Origin of the sequence: Flavobacterium sp. UGB4466 (genome assembly GCF_903469665.1) — a bacterium.
Classification (GTDB): Bacteria; Bacteroidota; Bacteroidia; order Flavobacteriales; family Flavobacteriaceae; genus Flavobacterium; species Flavobacterium lipolyticum.
In genome coordinates this window covers 22,943-40,176 of record NZ_CAGKLC010000040.1, presented here as the reverse complement: position 1 = coordinate 40,176, position 17,234 = coordinate 22,943, and the positions used below count along the sequence as shown (strand labels likewise).

The following is a 17,234-nucleotide window of genomic DNA, read 5'->3' as shown; positions in this document are numbered from 1 at the left end:
ACATTGGTATACCCATTAGCACCAATATTGGATGGTGTTATTTGATCGTAATTAAAATCGATTTTTTTAATTAGAGAATTTGCTAAATTGATAGTGTCATTATAAACCTTAATAGAAATCAGTTGTTTTGAATTATGGCTCTGAAATTCCGCAGGCGGATTTTTATAATCATAATCAAAAATTATTTTCTTATTATTAATTTTTATCTCTTTTAATAATGATGTTTTATGATATTGTTTGTTCTTATACGTCTGAGTTCTTGGTTGGGAAATACCACTCATATAACCTGTACTACGTATATTCTGTTGAGTTGATACTGCTTTTTGAAAATAAGAGCTGTAAAATCTCATCCATTCTTGAGAATAAGAAAAAACTACTGGTGATACTCCACCTGGCTTTTGAATTTTAGTAAGATACCAGGCGGTGTTATATTGTACTGGGGGAACAGGGCCTGAAACTCCTTCATTTCTGCTGAGTGACTCTTCAACAGCATTCGTTCCTCCAAAAGTATAGACAGTTCCATCAACGTCTATGACAGTAAAAAAACCACCTTCGTAAACAATTTTAATTTTACTCTGTTCAATTTGGATTGTATTTCTTCTATCATCTGCAAATATAAATTTGACAGACAACCCAAATGCATTCAGACTAAAAACATCTTTCTCCGTATCAACCTGATTTGCTCCCGCTATATTCCTAGCGGTATCATTTGGAATGCAATCAATCAATGAGGCATTAACATTATAAAAAGCTATTTCATCATCCGGCTGATCCACTACACTTCTAGTAATTACTCCAGTAGCTATTAAATTCCAATCTATACCAAGCTGTCTGGGAATTGCATCTACCTGAACGCCATTTGAATTATAAGACATCGACAGAGGAATTGTATTTCCACCTTCTTTAAGTGTATATAATTCTAAATTTACTGAAGGTGAACCTGTAAAAAGTCCAACAGGAACATTACCATAATTCCCTAAATCAGCAGTTGCAGGATATGGAGGTGTAATTTGTGGTTGTCTATCAGCATCATTTTGCGCTACTGTTTTCGAAATACTTAATAATAAAACGAAAATCAAAAAAGGAATGAAGGATTTTTTCATTTGCATATCTTATTGATTTTTTTGATTATTTAATTTATCGTCCACTTTTAATCACTTTTACAGATTCTGTTTTCACATCTGTTCTGACTTTGATGATGTAGATTCCCTCAGGGTACTGGCTTAGATTAACGGGAACGGTCCTGCTGTTGATGTCGAATTCCTGCAAAGTACGTCCGGCGATATCGATCAAAGTGGCGGTACCTTCTTTAAAATCATAACCGATGATGATGTTGGTATAGGTAGCTGCAGGATTCGGAATGACTTCGGTACTGGATTTTACCTTTTCTACTTTGGTTTTGTCTTTGAGCTTTACTACCCAAAAATCATTACCTCCCATACTGCCGTTTTTATCTCTTGAGGCTGCCGAATTAGAAGTTCCTGCCATCAGATAACCTCCGTCCCGGGTTTCGATTAACTTCCTGAGGATATCTTCGCCGGCACTGCCTACGGTTTTGTTCCAGATTTCTTCGCCTTTATCGTCTATTTTCATCGCGATATAGTCGTTAATACCTTCTTTTTCTTTACTGACAGCGTTAAGTGCTTTGGCTACGATCCCTTCACGCGGACGCCTGCTTTCGCTTTGCGCATAACCGCCTATGAGATAACTTTGATCTTGGTTTTCTACCAATGAGGTCAGGATGTCTGTTTTTCCAAAATCATAGGTTTTACTCCATACCACACCTCCGTCTTTATCGAGTTTCAGGATCCAGTAATCGGTCCCGTTGCCTACTATGCCGCCCAGTGTGGTCAAAGCATTTTTGCTGTTGGAGTTTCCGCCCGCAATATAACCGCCATCGGCAGTCTGATGAATGACATAAGGCTGATCGTCTCCTTCGGCTCCATAGGTCTTTTGCCATTGAATTTCACCGGTATCATTTATTTTAAGAATCCAGTAATCTCCTATTCCTTTGTTGTTTTCAGTTTTATCGCCTGAAACGGGCGAATTGGAATAACCTGCCAGTATGTATCCGTTGTCTGTGGTTTGTTCCATACTCCTCAGCACATCGCTATAACTTCCTCCATAGGTCTTTTGCCATTCGACATCGCCCTGTTGGTCCAGTTTAACAATCCAGTAATCCATATTGCCACGGCATTTCTCTAATTTATTAAACTGAGCCGCTTTTGTGGTGGGCTTAGAAATTCCGTTTGTTCCGGTAAGTCCATTACCTGAATAATCGGAACTGGATGAACCTCCTAACATATAACCTCCGTCTTTGGTTTGAAAAGCACATAAGAGTTCATCCTTCCCTGTACCTCCAATAGTTCTTTGCCATTGTTCACTACCCGATGCATCTAATTTGATGACCCAAAAATCAGTAATGCCTTTGCAACTATCTTTCTTTTGAAAGCCTACTCCTGAGTCAGAAGTCCCAGCCAGAATGAAACCGCCGTCTCTGGTGTTTTTAATGCTCTGAAGCAAATCACAGCCGCTTCCGCCAATGCTTTTTTGCCAGACCAGTTCTCCTTTTTCACCCATTTTCCAGATCCAGTAATCCAGATCCCCATGATTATCATCGTCTTTATTTCCGGTCTTGTTAGATAAGGAACTACCTGCCAGGACAAAACCATAATCGGCTGTGGGCTGCGCGTCAAACAAATAATCGGCATGCTGCCCTCCGTATGATTTTTCCCAGAGAATGTCCTGAGAATAGGCAAAGAAGGATAAAATTAACATAGGTAACAGATAGCATTTTTTCATAAGGCTTTTCGTTTTAATCTTGTGGTTAATTAAATGGCTGGATCAAATCAAACAGTTAATTTCTATACCTCAAAAAGTATCTTTATTCTTGTTAATTCCTTAATTAAAATTAAAACAATAAAATAATCAAACACAAACAAAATCAACAACTGGAAGCATTAATGAAATAAATAAGCTTAATTATGTAACACTTGGTAGTATTACAAAAAAGCCTACTAAACAAACCCAAAATCTTAAAGCAATGGAAAAACAGATTTCACCACGTCGATTTTAGCCAAAAAAAATGCGCAACGATTAAAAAATCATTGCGCATTATAAAACTGCAAGGTTTTACCAGATTAAAAAAAAATTATCCGACCTACTTAATATTTCTAGAAAAACTTTTACCAGCCCTTTACCGCTCCGCCTTTAAATTCACGAACCGCAGCTTGTTCTACTTCTGCTGACTGAAAAGCTGCTACAAACTGTTTTATTTTTTCTTCTTTTTTGTTGTCATCACGGCTCACGATTAAGTTAACGTAAGGCGAATCTTTGTCCTCTACAAACAGGGCATCACGAGCCGGAACCAGTCCTGCCTGCGAAGCAAAAGTATTATTGATAATCGCAATTGCAACATTCTGATCGTCTAAAGCACGTGGCAATTGCGGCGCTTCTAATTCTAATATTTTAAGATTCTTAGGATTTTCCACGATATCCGTTACTTTAGGTAATAAACCAACATTTGGGCGAAGTTTCAGTAAACCTTTTTTCTCTAAAAGCAACAAAGAACGCCCTCCGTTTGTCGGGTCATTTGGAATAATGATTGTGCTTTCGTTTTTCAATTCCGAAAGGTTTTTGATCTTTTTAGAATAAGCGGCAATTGGATAAATAAAGGTTTTGGCAATAATCGCCAGTTTGTATCCGCGCTGCTTCGATTGCTCGTCTAAATAAGGTTTGTGTTGAAAAGCATTCACATCAATATCACCTTGACTCAACGCTTCGTTTGGAATCACATAATCGTTAAAAGAAACCAATTCTACTTCAAGACCGTATTTGTCTTTGGCCACTTTTTGAGCTGCCTGAGCCACCACATATTCCGGACCGGCAGCAACACCAACTTTAATATGGTGCGGATCGTTACTTTTACTTTTTCCGCAATTGGACACCACAATTGACAGTGCCACAATTCCTGCAAATTTTAAAAAATTTAGTTTATTATTCATCCTTCTACTATTTATAATTTTAACTCTTTCTTCTTTACTCTCAATTAAACGTTATCTATGATCAAATCGTTTAGACAATGCATCACCTGCAAACTGAATCAGGAATACCAGAACAACCAGTAAAGCCAATACCGAGTTCATCGTTACAGCATCATAACCGATATAGCCGTACTGATACCCCACCTGTCCTAAACCACCTGCTCCAACTGCTCCACCCATAGCAGAATATCCCACAAGTGTGATTAAAGTAATGGAAGCGGCATTGATTAAAGATGGTAAAGCTTCCGGAAGCAACACTTTAAATACGATTTGCAAAGGTGTTGCCCCCAATGCCCTTGCTGCCTCGATTAGCCCTGACGGAAGTCCCAAAAGACTATTCTCTACCAATCTTGCAATAAAAGGAGCTGCCCCAATACTTAACGGGACTAATGCTGCACTTACACCAATAGAAGTTCCTACCAGCGCTCGTGTAAATGGAATCATCCATACAATTAAGATGATAAACGGAATCGAACGAAAAACGTTCACCAAAACCGATAAAAACCGATTCAAAACCGGCTGTTCTAAAATTTGATTTTTTCGGGTCAGAAAAAGCAAAACACCTGTTGGTAGTCCAAGCAGAAAACCAAAAAAACCAGAGACAAAAGTCATCACTATGGTTTCCCAAGTACCTTTTAATAATAATTCAATAATGGATTCAGACATAACCTATGATTTCTGTTTTAATATGTTTTGAAATAAAATACTGGATTGCAGCATCATAATTTTCACGTTTACCTGACAATTCGATCAGCATCACACCAAAATTAACTTCTCCTGCCTGATCCATTTGCGCGCTTACAATCTTAAAATTGGTATCAAACAAACGCGAAACCTCCGAAATAACAGGCTCGTTAACCGATTTACCCGTCATTTCAAGTCTCAAGAGCGGGTTCAGTCCTTCACCATCTTCCTTTCGCAGCCTTTCCTGATAGATCTGTGGAACATCAAGATGCAAAGACGAAGCAATAAATTCTTTGGTCAGTTCGTGTTTCGGATCAGCAAAAATTTCTCCAACACTTCCCTGCTCTATTAATTTTCCGTGACTGATTACCGCTACTTCATCACAGATCGATTTCACGACTTCCATTTGGTGCGTAATTAGAAGAACGGTAATGTTCAAACGACGGTTAATGTCTTTCAGTAAATTTAAAATCGATCTTGTAGTCGCAGGATCCAGTGCACTTGTAGCCTCATCACATAAAAGTACTTTGGGATTATTGGCCAGCGTACGTGCAATGGCAACCCTTTGTTTTTGACCGCCCGAAAGACTTGCCGGATAATCACTTGCCTTTTCTTTCAAACCTACCAATTCCAATAATTCTAAAACACGACTTTTGATTTCAGCTTTAGAAGCTCCCACAAGCTCCAGAGGAAAGGCAACATTTTCAAAAACTGTACGAGACGAAAGCAAGTTAAAATGCTGAAAAATCATTCCAATCTGTCTTCTCTCTACCGCCAGTTGGGCATTAGACAATTGCATTAATGCTTTTCCGTCTACAATAATTTCTCCCGAAGTGGGTCTTTCCAACAAATTCACACATCGAATTAAGGTGCTTTTTCCTGCTCCCGATGTTCCTATTACACCAAAAATTTTCCCGGGTGGAACCCTAAGTGATACATCCGATAAGGCAGAAACTATTCGATCCTTCTGATGGAAATTCTTAGTGACATTTTTTAATTCAATCATTCCGTAATTCAAGTTTAAAAACAAAAAAGCCTCTCAAAAAATCATGAAAGGCTTCTTAAATAAATACTATTATTTTATAGGTAAGCCAGATCAATTAACCTCATAACAGGGCCACAGCACATCATCATGTTGCTGTTACAATAGCTTGTATTATGGTTCTTTTTTCTCATTGATGCGGCAAATTTAATGAGTTATTTTTAATTTCAAGACAAAAACGAGTAAAACTTTTATTAACCTATCAAAATAATAGACTAAAAGCGTGTTGCGCGTCTTAAAACCATTACTATCAAACGGACAATGTCATCAACAATCTTAAATTAAAAATTAAAAGTCAAAAATTAAAAATCTGTAATCGCTAATCTAAAATCCAACAATCTAACAATCTAACAATCTAAAAATCTAAAAAAAATACTTTTATACCAACAAAAAATGGCGCCTCTCAGCACCATTTTTTATTCCTAATATTCAAAACTCAAAAGTTACTTTTTATCAATCTTATACAACCTGCCACCATCCGTAACCGCATATAAAGCCCCGTCATTTCCTTGAGTAATATCTCTGAACCGTTGATTCTCTGACACCAAAAGCCTCTCTTCACCCACAACTTTATTATTCTCTATAGCAAGACGCACGATATGCATTCCGCTTAAAGCCCCAATAAAAAGATTGTTCTGCCATTCCGGAACGCGATTACCGCTGTAAAACGTCATACCGCTTGGCGAAACTACCGGATCCCAGTAATAAACCGGCTGTTCCATACCGTCCTGCTGCTGAATTCCTGCGCCTATTTTTTCTCCGCTGTATTCAATTCCGTAAGTAATAGTCGGCCATCCGTAATTTGCACCAGCCTTTAAGCGATTGATTTCATCACCTCCTCGTGGTCCATGTTCCGAAAGCCAAACTTCACCGCTAACCGGGTGAAGCGCCAATCCCTGAGGATTTCTGTGTCCGTAAGTATACAATTCAGGCAATGCTCCTGCCTGACTAAAAGTTGGATTTCCTGATGCCGGCTGACCTTCTTTTGTAATTCTTACCACCTTACCAAGACCTGATGTAATCGATTGTGCCAAAGGTCTTGTTTCTAAAACCGAACGTTCTCCGGTGCTAACTACCAAATTACCTGTCTTATCAAACAAAATACGTCCTCCATAATGAAGGGTGCTGGCATTGGCAGGCTTTGCTCTGTAGATAATCGTCGCTCCTTCTATTGTTTTCTCATTAGCCGATAATTTTCCCTTGGCCACTGCCGTGTTATTTCCTCCACCAGTAGCTTCTGAAAATACCCAATAAATCATTCTGTTTGATGCAAACTCAGGATCCAGACATAAGCCCAACAAGCCACCCTGCCCTCCTGCATTTACAGCAGGAATACCGGTAATTGGGTCACTTATCACTCCCGCAGTTGTAACAATGCGCATAGTACCTCCTTTTTGTGTAACTAACAAACGGCCATCCGGAAGACTTTTAACTCCCCAAGGGCTTGTAAGCGCACTTGTAATAACCTTAGCTTCAAATGCCGTATTGGTCTGTACACCATTGGTACGAGTTTGCCCTATAAAAGCAGGTTTGTAAGCCGTATTCGCAGGATTACCTTCTACAGGATTTGTAATCGTACCGGGATTAGATGGCGTTTCTTTGTCATTTGAACAGCTCAGAAAAGTAAAGAATACGCCCGAAAGAAGCACAATGTGTTTTAGATTTTTCATATATAGTAGATTTAGTTAAAAAATGATATTTGGGTATCAACATCAAATTTCTGTAATTTAAATTGAAAAACTTTATATAATTCACCCGAAAAGTTATACAATTTTATTGTTAAGAGATTCAAATTAAAACGAAACCACATCCAAACATAACAAACTGAAAAGCAACCAACAACCCATAAAACCGCCCCAATTCCCTATCAGCAGCTCACCAATTAAATCATAAAAAAGACTTAATAATGGTTGATTCTACAATTATTCTTTTATTTTTGCGATCATCAGATGATGTGAATACTACGCATGAAAACACTAATCCAAAAAAAATCACTTGCAGAAGAAGTTGCCTCCAAAATACAGGAGCAAATCACCTTGGGTCATTATAAAATTAATGAAAAACTACCCATTGAAGCTGAGTTGATGAAAAGTTTTGGTGTGGGTCGTTCGTCTATACGTGAGGCGATGAAATTGCTTGCTAACTCAGGTTTTTTACGTATACAACAAGGTGTAGGTACTTTTGTAGAGCGATTAACCAGTACACGCGAACCAATGGATCAGCGTATCATGCGCGCCAATGTTCAGGACCTGGACGAAGTTCGACAAATACTCGAAATGAAAATTGCTGAAAAAGCGGCAATCAACAGAACTGATGACGATATCGCAGCAATGAAAGAGCATTTACTCAACAGAATGATCGCTGCCAAAGAAGGAAATCTGGAAGAATGTGTAGAAGCTGATATACAATTTCATATTGCGATTGCAAAAGCTTCAAAAAATGAAATTCTGGCTGATCTTTACAAATCTGCTTCCGTACATCTTAAAAAAGGATTCCTGCATCTTTATGGGGATACGAAAATATTCCAGGAAACATCAGCCGTACACCAACAACTATTAGAAAATATTATTGCACAGGATCCTAAAAAAGCCTGGAATACTGTCGCAAAAATTATAGGACATATCAATTACTAATTTTTACCCATATTCATCAGATGATCTGATCTATTATTACTTATGAAAACAGAAACTACTTTTACCAATACCCTAACAGACTCTAAGCAATTAGCGCAGCAAACCGTTTTCTCCATTTTGTTCACGATCAGTTTTACGCATTTCATTAATGATATGTTGCAAGCTGTAATTCCGGCCGTTTACCCCATTTTAAAAACTAAATTTAGTTTGAGTTTTACTGAAGTCGGACTTATTACCCTGACCTATCAACTAACAGCCTCAATCCTACAGCCTTTCATTGGTTTTTATACCGATAAAAAGCCTCGTCCGTATTCGCTGGCAATAGGTATGGGCTTTACCCTAGTGGGTCTTGCGGCAGTTGCGGTCGCTTCCAGCTTTGTCAATATTTTACTTGCGGTAAGTTTAATTGGTATTGGTTCGTCTATATTTCACCCCGAATCGTCAAGGGTTGCCCATCTGGCTTCAGGAGGAAAAAGAGGTCTGGCCCAATCTATTTTTCAACTGGGAGGAAATGCCGGAAGTGCTATCGGACCATTATTAGCAGCGATAATTGTTGTTCCTTACGGACAGTTTAACATTATATGGTTCTGCTTGGCCGCTATTGTTGGCATTGTAATACTTTCAGGTATTGCCAGATGGTATCAGGAACATTTGAATCTGAAGGCAAAAAACAAATCGGCTATTTCTGAAGAAAGACACCACTCCCTTTCTAAGCGAAAAGTAATAATTTCTTTGGGAATTTTACTGGTTCTGATCTTTTCAAAATACTTCTACATGGCCAGTATGACCAGTTATTATACATTTTATCTGATTGATAAGTTTCATTTATCAGTTCAGGAATCACAGATTTATCTTTTCGCTTTTCTGGGTGCAGTAGCAGCCGGAACGTTGTTTGGTGGTGCATTAGGCGATCGTTTTGGACGAAAGTATATTATTTGGGTTTCTATTTTAGGCGTTGCTCCGTTTACACTATTATTACCTTACGTTTCGCTTTTCTGGACCGGAATTTTATCGGTAATTATTGGATTGATCATATCCTCTGCCTTCTCAGCAATTTTGGTTTACGCTACTGAATTAGTTCCCGGAAAAGTAGGTTTAATTGCCGGTCTTTTCTTTGGTTTAGCCTTTGGTATGGGAGGATTAGGGTCTGCCGTACTGGGAAAACTTGCCGACACTACCAGCATCGAATATGTCTTTAAAATTTGTGCTTTCTTACCTTTAATTGGTGTTCTGACCAGTTTCTTGCCAAACATCGAAGGAAAAAAAGGAAAACAATAATCACCTAACAAAACCGGTAAAATGTAAACTGAGACTGCAAACTGAGACCGCAAACTGAGACTGCAAACTGAGACTGCAAACTGAGACTGTAAACTGAGACTGTAAACTGAGACTGCAAACTGAGACTGCAAACTGAGACTGTAAACTGAGACTGTAAACTGAGACCGCAAACTGAGACTGCAAACTGAGACTGCAAACTGTGGCTTTTACTTTTCTGAACATTTCGGTCTTTAATCCTTAAAAAAAGATTAAAATTGGAGTTTCTTCAGCAAATACATTGATTTACTAATATTAATTTTTACATTTGCGTTATTTTTAACTATTCTAAATAGATTGTGTTTCTCAAGCTATTTCAGTAGTGTACCAAAACTAACTCATTTTAAAAAAATAGTAAATCTTACAATATGAAAAAGAATTTCTTTCTCTCTTTTGCATTAGCCGCTTCTTTTTTTGTTAGTGCTCAGCAAAAAAACATATTATTAGAACAGTCTTTTTGGAAAACAGCACCGGATGTAAATGCCGTTAAAGCTGAAATTGCAAAAGGAAATAGTCCGACAGTACCCAATGCTAATGCTTTTGATGCGACTGTTGTTGCGATTAACAATGATGCTCCTATCGCTTCTATAAAATTCTTATTGGACCAGCCCGGTAATACCACGGCTAAATTAACTCACGACAATCGTATTTACCTGCATTGGGCAGCTTACCGAGGAAATCTTGAACTGGTTAATTACCTTATTGCAAAAGGTTCTGACATTAATCTGGAAGACAGCCACGGTACTACTCCAATCGCTTTTGCTGCTTCAAACGGTCAAACCAATACTGCTTTGTACGATGCTTTTTTCAAAGCCGGAATTGATCCAAAGAAAAAATATGCCGATGGTGCCAATTTGTTACTAATGGCTGTAGCCTCTGACAAAGACCTTGTTTTGACGGATTATTTAGTATCAAAAGGATTGTCTTTAAAGGATGTTGATGCTAACGGAAGTACTGCTTTCGATTATGCAGCAAGAACAGGAAATATTACTCTTCTAAAAAAACTTTTAGACCGAAAAGTAAAACCAACTGACAATGCGCTTCTAATCGCAGCACAAGGTTCACGTAGAGAAACCAATACTCTTGAAACTTACAAATATTTAGTGGAAGAAGTAAAATTAAAAGCTATTGCGACCAGTAAGTCCGGAGAAAATGTACTTCACTTATTGGCAAATAAACCCAACCAGGGAGAGATCATTGCTTACTTTTTAGCCAAAGGTGTTGATGCTAACAAAATCGACAAAGACGGAAATACACCATTAATGATTGCTGCAGGAGCAAGAGAAACTGCTGCATTAGATAAATTATTACCGGTTACCAAAAACATCAATCTGCAAAACGCCAAAGGTGAATCGGCATTGACTTTCGCCGTAAGATCAGGAGCACCGGAAGCAGTTGCTACTTTATTGAGCAAAGGTGCTGATGTAAATGAAAAAGACAAAGACGGAAACAATTTGGGAGTATATTTGGTACAATCTTACCGTCCGATGGGCCGTGAAGCCAATGCTGCTCAAGATCCATTCGAAGCAAAAATAAAATTACTTCAGGAAAAAGGACTAAACTTAGCAGCTGTACAAAAAGACGGAAGTTCACTGTACCATTCTGCCATTGCTAAAAATGACCTGACTCTGGTAAAAAAATTAGCTCCTTTAAACATTGACGTTAATGCTAAAAACAAGGATGGATTAACCGCTTTACACAAAGCAGCTATGGTTGCCAAAGACGACTCTATCTTAAAGTATCTTTTATCCATTGGTGCTAAAAAAGACATCAACACGGAATTTGACGAAAGTGCTTATGCTTTAGCAAAAGAAAACGAATCGTTAACCAAAAACAATGTTTCTATTGACTTTTTAAAGTAACAGCTAAAAACTGTATGTTTCAAGTTTCAAGTTTCATGTTTCAAGTTTCATGTTTCAAGTTTCATGTTTCATGTTTCATGTTTCAAAAACCTGATAATCCAACAATCTAACAATCTAAAGATCTAATAATCTAAAAAAAATGAAATCAATATTTAAAATAGCCCTTACAGCAGCATTAATCTGCTTGATCTCTTTTCAGTCTGCAGCACAAAGCAAATACAAATGTATGCTTCAAATGGCTAATTATATGGGAGAAGGTGCTTACATCGTTGTTTCACTTATCAATCCAAAAGGAGAATACGAGAAAACACTTTACGTAATGGGTGACGACAAAAAATGGTACAAATCATTGAAAGAATGGAATAAATTTCAAACTTCAAAACCTGCTGATATCAGTGCAAAAACAGGAGCTTCTGTTACAGGTGGAGACCGAAGTATCACCACCATTGAAATAGAAGATTCTAAAATAAATAAAGGATATAAACTAAGATTTGAATCGGCTGTAGAAGATCAGAAATATTACGTAAGTGATTTAGAAATTCCACTTACTACTCAAGGATTGGCAGACAAGACAGAAGGAAAAGGTTATATCAGATATGTGAGATTAAACAAAATTTAATTGTAGTAATCGTACGGTTCACTATTAAATTAATTTCTTTAAAAAGAACAGCCACAGATTCTACAAAGTTTCAACAAAATCAAATCCTTTTAATCTGTGGCGAAAAAAACGCTTACATTTGATTACATTATAGATTACATTCAATGACTCTTTCTTTTTGGCGTTACGCGCACCTGGCTCTTGCTTTATTCTCTTCTCTATTTTTAATCCTCGCTTCGGCAACAGGTACTATACTGGCTGTTGATGCGATGCAGGAAAAAACACTTCCGTACCGGGCTGAGAATTTTGATAAGATCACATTGGAAGAAGCTCTTACCGTACTCAAAAAGAATTATTCTGAAATCACTACCATAAGTATCGATCACAATCAATTTGTAACCCTACAGGCTATTGATGAAGAGGGCAATGACGTTAACGCTTATATTGATCCTAAAACCGGTAAAAAATTAGGAACACCCCTGAAAAAAAGTGAATTTATTCAATGGGTTACAGGATTCCATCGTTCTTTGTTTCTTCATGAAACGGGACGATTTTTTGTTGGTGTTATTTCCTTTTTACTCGTTTTAATTGCAATTTCGGGTTTTGCATTGGTTTTAAACCGACAAAGAGGCATTCGTAATTTTTTCTCTAAAGTAGTTAAAGAATATTTCGCACAATACTACCATGTTATTCTGGGAAGACTGGCACTAATTCCGATTTTGATTATTGCACTTACGGGAACGTATTTATCTCTGGAAAAATTCAATTTCTTCATGGATAAAAAAGATCAGGAAAAAGTCAAAGTGGTCAAAGCTGTTATTTCCAAAGAAGAAAAAGAAACTTCTGTTTTCAAACATACTCTTTTGGCGGACGTCAAACAAATTGAATTTCCTTTTACAGATGATCCGGAAGAATATTATATCATAGAGTTAAAAGACCGTGAAATTGAAGTCAATCAGGTAACCGGTGCTATTGTTGGAAAAAAACTTTCTCCAATGACAGCCCAGTTTTCAGACTTAAGCCTTGATCTTCATACCGGAAGAGCCAACGGAATTTGGGCTTTTGTACTTGCTATTGCCAGCATTAACATCCTCTTTTTTATCTATTCGGGTTTTGCAATTACCTTAAAAAGAAGGTCTAGCCGAATCAAAAATAAATTCAAAGCCAATGAAAGTGAATTTATATTGCTTGTCGGTTCAGAAAATGGAAGTTCTTTACGATTTGCCAATGCTGTTCTCAAACAATTGATCGATCAGGGCAAAAAAGCATTTATTACCGAATTGAACAGCTACACTGCTTTTCCAAAAGCAGAACATCTGATTGTCTTCTCCTCTACCCACGGATTGGGAGATGCGCCTTCGAATGGAAATAAATTTATATCCCTTTTAAAGAAATACTCGCAACAGCAAAAAATCACTTATTCTGTAGTAGGATTCGGTTCAAATTCCTATCCTGATTTTTGCGGTTTTGCTTTCGAAATTGACAAACAGTTAGAAAATCAAAATTGGGCGGAACGTTTATTAGATGTTCAGACGATAAATGATAAATCGGCAGTTGAATTTGTGAACTGGATCAGACTGTGGAGTGCTAAGATGGAAATTTCATTGTCGACAACTCCTTCGCTTTACAATCATGTTCCGAAAGGACTGCAAAAATTAATGGTTCTGGACAAAACGCTTATTTCCGAAACCGAGCAGACTTTCCTGATCACCTTGCGCGCCAACATGAGGGCTAAATTTACTTCTGGTGACTTATTGGCTATTTATCCGGCTAACGACAGCAGGGAACGTCTCTACTCCATCGGAAGTCATTCCGGAAACATACAATTAGTAGTTAAACTACATCCACACGGATTAGGCTCAGGTTTTCTAAACGCTCTGGCACCCGGAAATGTGATAAAAGCCAGAATCATCAACAATAAAGCGTTCCATTTTCCTAAAAAAATACCTCAGGCTGCCTTTATTTCAAACGGAACGGGTATTGCTCCTTTTCTTGGAATGATTGAGCAAAATAAAGCCAAGACAGAAATACATTTATATTCAGGATTCCGTATGGAAACGGAAACGGTTTCGGGTTATAAAAAGTTTACTACCGAAATGATTCAGAAACAAAAACTGCATAGTTTTCATCTGGCTCTGTCCCGCGAAAACGAGCATTTTTATGTGATGGATCTCATCAAACGTGATGCTGATTTCTTTATCCACTTATTGCAAAAAGGCGGTGTTATTATGATTTGCGGTTCACTTGCCATGCAGCAGGATGTCGAAGCAATTCTCGATCAATTGTGTCTCGAAAGAAATGTCAAGAATCTTTCTGAATACAAGAAAAACGGTCAGCTTTTGAGCGATTGTTACTAATGAATTATTGCACCTGATTTTCGTTTAAAATGTAAAATAAATTTCAATGTCAATCAAAAAATCAATTCTTACTCCTTACTTGTTTTTACTGCTAATACTAGGTGGTCTGACCAGTAATGCACAAGTTTTACGAAAAAGAACTACACTACTCATGGGAGGACGTTTTGACATTTCGATCGTTGCAAAAGACTCCCTTACCGCAGAACAAAATATCGATATTGTAATTGCTGAAATTACACGAATAGAAAACCTGATCTCCGACTGGAAATCTGATTCACAAGTCTCTGAGGTCAATCAAAATGCGGGAATCCGTCCCGTAAAGGTAGATCGTGAAGTTTTTGAACTTACCCAAAGAGCATTACAATTTTCTGAAGCTACCAAAGGCGGTTTCGATATCAGTTTTGCCGCAATGGATCGAATCTGGAAATTTGACGGATCAATGACAGAAATGCCTTCTGCCGAGGCTATTAAAAAATCGGTAGAAAAAGTAGGTTACAAAAATATTATCCTCGACAGCGTTCAATCGACCGTATTCCTAAAACTCAAAGGAATGAAAATTGGATTTGGCGCTTTGGGAGAGGGTTACGCAACCGATAAATGCCGAAATATAATGCTTGCAAAAGGTATCAAAGCCGGAATTGTAAACGGTTCAGGAGATATGACTGCCTGGGGAAGACAGCCCAACGGAAAAGACTGGAACATTGGCATGACGAATCCTTTTCATCCCGATGCTTTGTTTGCCGTTGTTCCGTTAAACAATGGTGCTGTGACCACCTCCGGAAGTTATGAAAAATTTGTTGTTTTCAACGGCAAGCGTTATTCTCATATCATCAACACCGCAACCGGATATCCTGTTACGGGTTTGTGTAGTGTTTCTGTTTTTGGTCCAAACGCTGAAACTGCAAATGGGTTAAGTACTTCGCTTATGATATTGGGACAAAAAGCGGGACTTCTTCTTTTAAAAAAATATCCCGACTATAGCTGTGTCATGATCACCGACAACGGAAAATTAGTCAAATCAGCAAACTTCAAAATCAAGAAATTCAAGGCTAAACTGTAATCTGTTGAAGATACTCTGCGAGTGTATTTTTTTACGCAGATTTTTGTTTCTCGCAAAGTCACGAAGACGCTAAGATCTTTCTCTTTAAAGACATCAAATACTCCAATGCAAAACTTTGCGCTTTTGCGCCTCTGCGAGAGTTTTATTTCACGCAGATTTTTATTTCTCGCAAAGTCGCGAAGACGCTAAGCTGTTTCTGTACGAAGTCTTCAAATACTCCAATCTAAAACCTTGCGCTTTTGCGCCTCTGCGAGGGTTTTATTTCACGCAGATTGCTTCGCCAGTTCGCTATCGCTCGGGTTAGCATATAATGCAGATTTTTATCCCTTCAAAGCGCTAATATTGAAGCATTTTTTTAATAATTTCAGATTTCTTTCTTTTAATCTATAACCTTAAAAAAAATAGCCACGAATTCACAAATTTTTTAAGAATACAAATTAGAAAAAATTCGTGAATTCGTGGCTATTTATTACACGACACTTTATAAAAATAAAACCAGAAAATTACCTGTAAAATTTCAGGAAAGAAAAATCAGGACTTAGCATTGCTATTTCGTTAGTTGCCGTCTCGAGTTGTGCTTGTGTGGCATAAACAAACATCTTTTGTTCGTAATCGCTGATTGCTTCCTCTATCGTTTCAAATTCTCCATTGGTCAGATTATTCGATAAAATTAAAGCATCTAATAATCCAATATTGGCTCCCTGGCCCGCAAATGGAGGCATAATATGCGCCGCATCTCCTATGAGTGTGATCGGCAGCGGACGCTCTTTTTTCCACTGATCATCTAAACTGATCTTCCTTGTTGGCCATAAAACAAAAGAAGAAGTAGCTTCAAGCAATTCTATATAACATTCATCCCATTCAGAAAACCGATTTAAGAGGTACTTTCGAATACCATCGGTACTCTCAAAAGTACCATCTTTCCTGATAAACTCCTTCGGACTTTTGAAAATGATATTATAACTCAATACTTTTCCATTCTTTGGATTCGCAACCAACAAGCCTTCTTTTCCAGAAGTCATAAGTATAGTGCCGTTACACCATTTATTAAACTTCCTGCAGGATGTTTCCGGACAAAGCACCTCGCCTTGTATCATCAATGTTCCGGTATATTCGATTGTAGCGGGTGTGATAAATTTTCTGGCTTTAGACATTCCTCCATTAGCTCCAATAACAAAATCGGCAATCGCATTTGTCCCGTTTTCAAATTCCAAAAACCATTTTCCGCTGTCGGCTTTAAGATTGGTAAACTTGCTGTCCCAGACTACAGTATCAATTTTCAAACTATTAAGCAATAACAATCTTAAATCGTTCCTGTTGATTTCGGGATTATCATAACGTTCTTCTTCGGTTATTGTTTTAGAAAATAATACATTTCCCCGGGGATCTGCTACTGTTCTTCCCATGGGTAGTGCCTTATCCAAATAACCCTCTAATAAACCTGCTTGTTTTAAAGCTTCTTGCCCCGAACCTTTGTGAAGATCAAGTGTTCCACCTGAAATTCTGGTTTGGGCATTTAAATCTCTTTCATAAACGGTAACATCGACTCCGTTTTGCTGTAGTAATTTTGCCATAGTAAGACCAACTGGTCCTGCACCAATAATGGCTACTTTTTGATCTTTTAATAACATCATTTTATCT

General features: G+C 37.8%; 12 protein-coding genes and 1 pseudogene. 6 read left to right on the top strand and 7 right to left on the bottom strand.

What is annotated here, in order from left to right:
- From JO950_RS11655 to JO950_RS11630, 6 genes and pseudogenes are all read right to left on the bottom strand, one after another.
- A pseudogene (locus JO950_RS11655) lies at positions 1-1,103 on the bottom strand (hypothetical protein); the annotation flags it as partial.
- A gap of 34 nt (positions 1,104-1,137) precedes the next feature.
- Positions 1,138-2,802, bottom strand: a complete 1,665-nt coding sequence (locus JO950_RS11650; protein WP_202702796.1) for a T9SS type A sorting domain-containing protein — start codon at positions 2,800-2,802, stop codon at positions 1,138-1,140.
- Positions 2,803-3,185: 383 nt separating this feature from the next.
- Positions 3,186-4,004, bottom strand: coding sequence for a methionine ABC transporter substrate-binding lipoprotein MetQ (gene metQ, locus JO950_RS11645; RefSeq protein ID WP_202702795.1), 819 nt, complete (start codon positions 4,002-4,004; stop codon positions 3,186-3,188).
- Positions 4,005-4,055: 51 nt separating this feature from the next.
- Positions 4,056-4,709 (bottom strand): methionine ABC transporter permease MetI, encoded by a 654-nt coding sequence (gene metI, locus JO950_RS11640; protein ID WP_202702794.1) that lies wholly within the window; start codon positions 4,707-4,709, stop codon positions 4,056-4,058.
- Positions 4,702-5,733, bottom strand: a complete 1,032-nt coding sequence (metN, locus tag JO950_RS11635; protein WP_202702793.1) for a methionine ABC transporter ATP-binding protein MetN — start codon at positions 5,731-5,733, stop codon at positions 4,702-4,704. The genes metI and metN overlap by 8 nt, the downstream gene beginning before the upstream one ends.
- A gap of 479 nt (positions 5,734-6,212) precedes the next feature.
- On the bottom strand, positions 6,213-7,439 hold the full coding sequence (locus tag JO950_RS11630) for a PQQ-dependent sugar dehydrogenase (RefSeq protein WP_202702792.1): 1,227 nt from the start codon (positions 7,437-7,439) through the stop codon (positions 6,213-6,215).
- Positions 7,440-7,736: 297 nt separating this feature from the next.
- Here JO950_RS11630 and JO950_RS11625 point away from each other — a divergent pair, with 297 nt between their 5' ends.
- From JO950_RS11625 to JO950_RS11600, 6 genes are all read left to right on the top strand, one after another.
- Positions 7,737-8,402, top strand: coding sequence for a FadR/GntR family transcriptional regulator (locus JO950_RS11625; protein WP_017495667.1), 666 nt, complete (start codon positions 7,737-7,739; stop codon positions 8,400-8,402).
- A 42-nt stretch (positions 8,403-8,444) separates the two neighbouring features.
- Positions 8,445-9,680: an MFS transporter gene (locus JO950_RS11620; RefSeq protein ID WP_202702791.1), complete on the top strand. Its 1,236-nt coding sequence runs from the start codon at positions 8,445-8,447 to the stop codon at positions 9,678-9,680.
- Positions 9,681-10,084: 404 nt separating this feature from the next.
- A complete protein-coding gene (locus JO950_RS11615; RefSeq protein ID WP_202702790.1) occupies positions 10,085-11,578 on the top strand; it encodes an ankyrin repeat domain-containing protein in 1,494 nt (497 codons plus the stop codon).
- Between the two features lie 139 nt (positions 11,579-11,717).
- A complete protein-coding gene (locus JO950_RS11610) occupies positions 11,718-12,197 on the top strand; it encodes a DUF2271 domain-containing protein (RefSeq protein ID WP_017495664.1) in 480 nt (159 codons plus the stop codon).
- Positions 12,198-12,340: 143 nt separating this feature from the next.
- The gene (locus JO950_RS11605) at positions 12,341-14,533 is read left to right on the top strand and encodes a PepSY domain-containing protein (RefSeq protein ID WP_202702789.1); all 2,193 of its coding nucleotides are present in this window, start codon (positions 12,341-12,343) and stop codon (positions 14,531-14,533) included.
- A 46-nt stretch (positions 14,534-14,579) separates the two neighbouring features.
- Complete coding sequence (locus JO950_RS11600; RefSeq protein WP_202702788.1) at positions 14,580-15,593, top strand: FAD:protein FMN transferase; 1,014 nt, start codon at positions 14,580-14,582, stop codon at positions 15,591-15,593.
- 503 nt (positions 15,594-16,096) lie between these two features.
- Here the strand turns inward: JO950_RS11600 and JO950_RS11595 are convergent.
- On the bottom strand, positions 16,097-17,227 hold the full coding sequence (locus tag JO950_RS11595; RefSeq protein ID WP_202702787.1) for an NAD(P)/FAD-dependent oxidoreductase: 1,131 nt from the start codon (positions 17,225-17,227) through the stop codon (positions 16,097-16,099).
- Between the last annotated feature and the right edge of the window lie 7 nt (positions 17,228-17,234).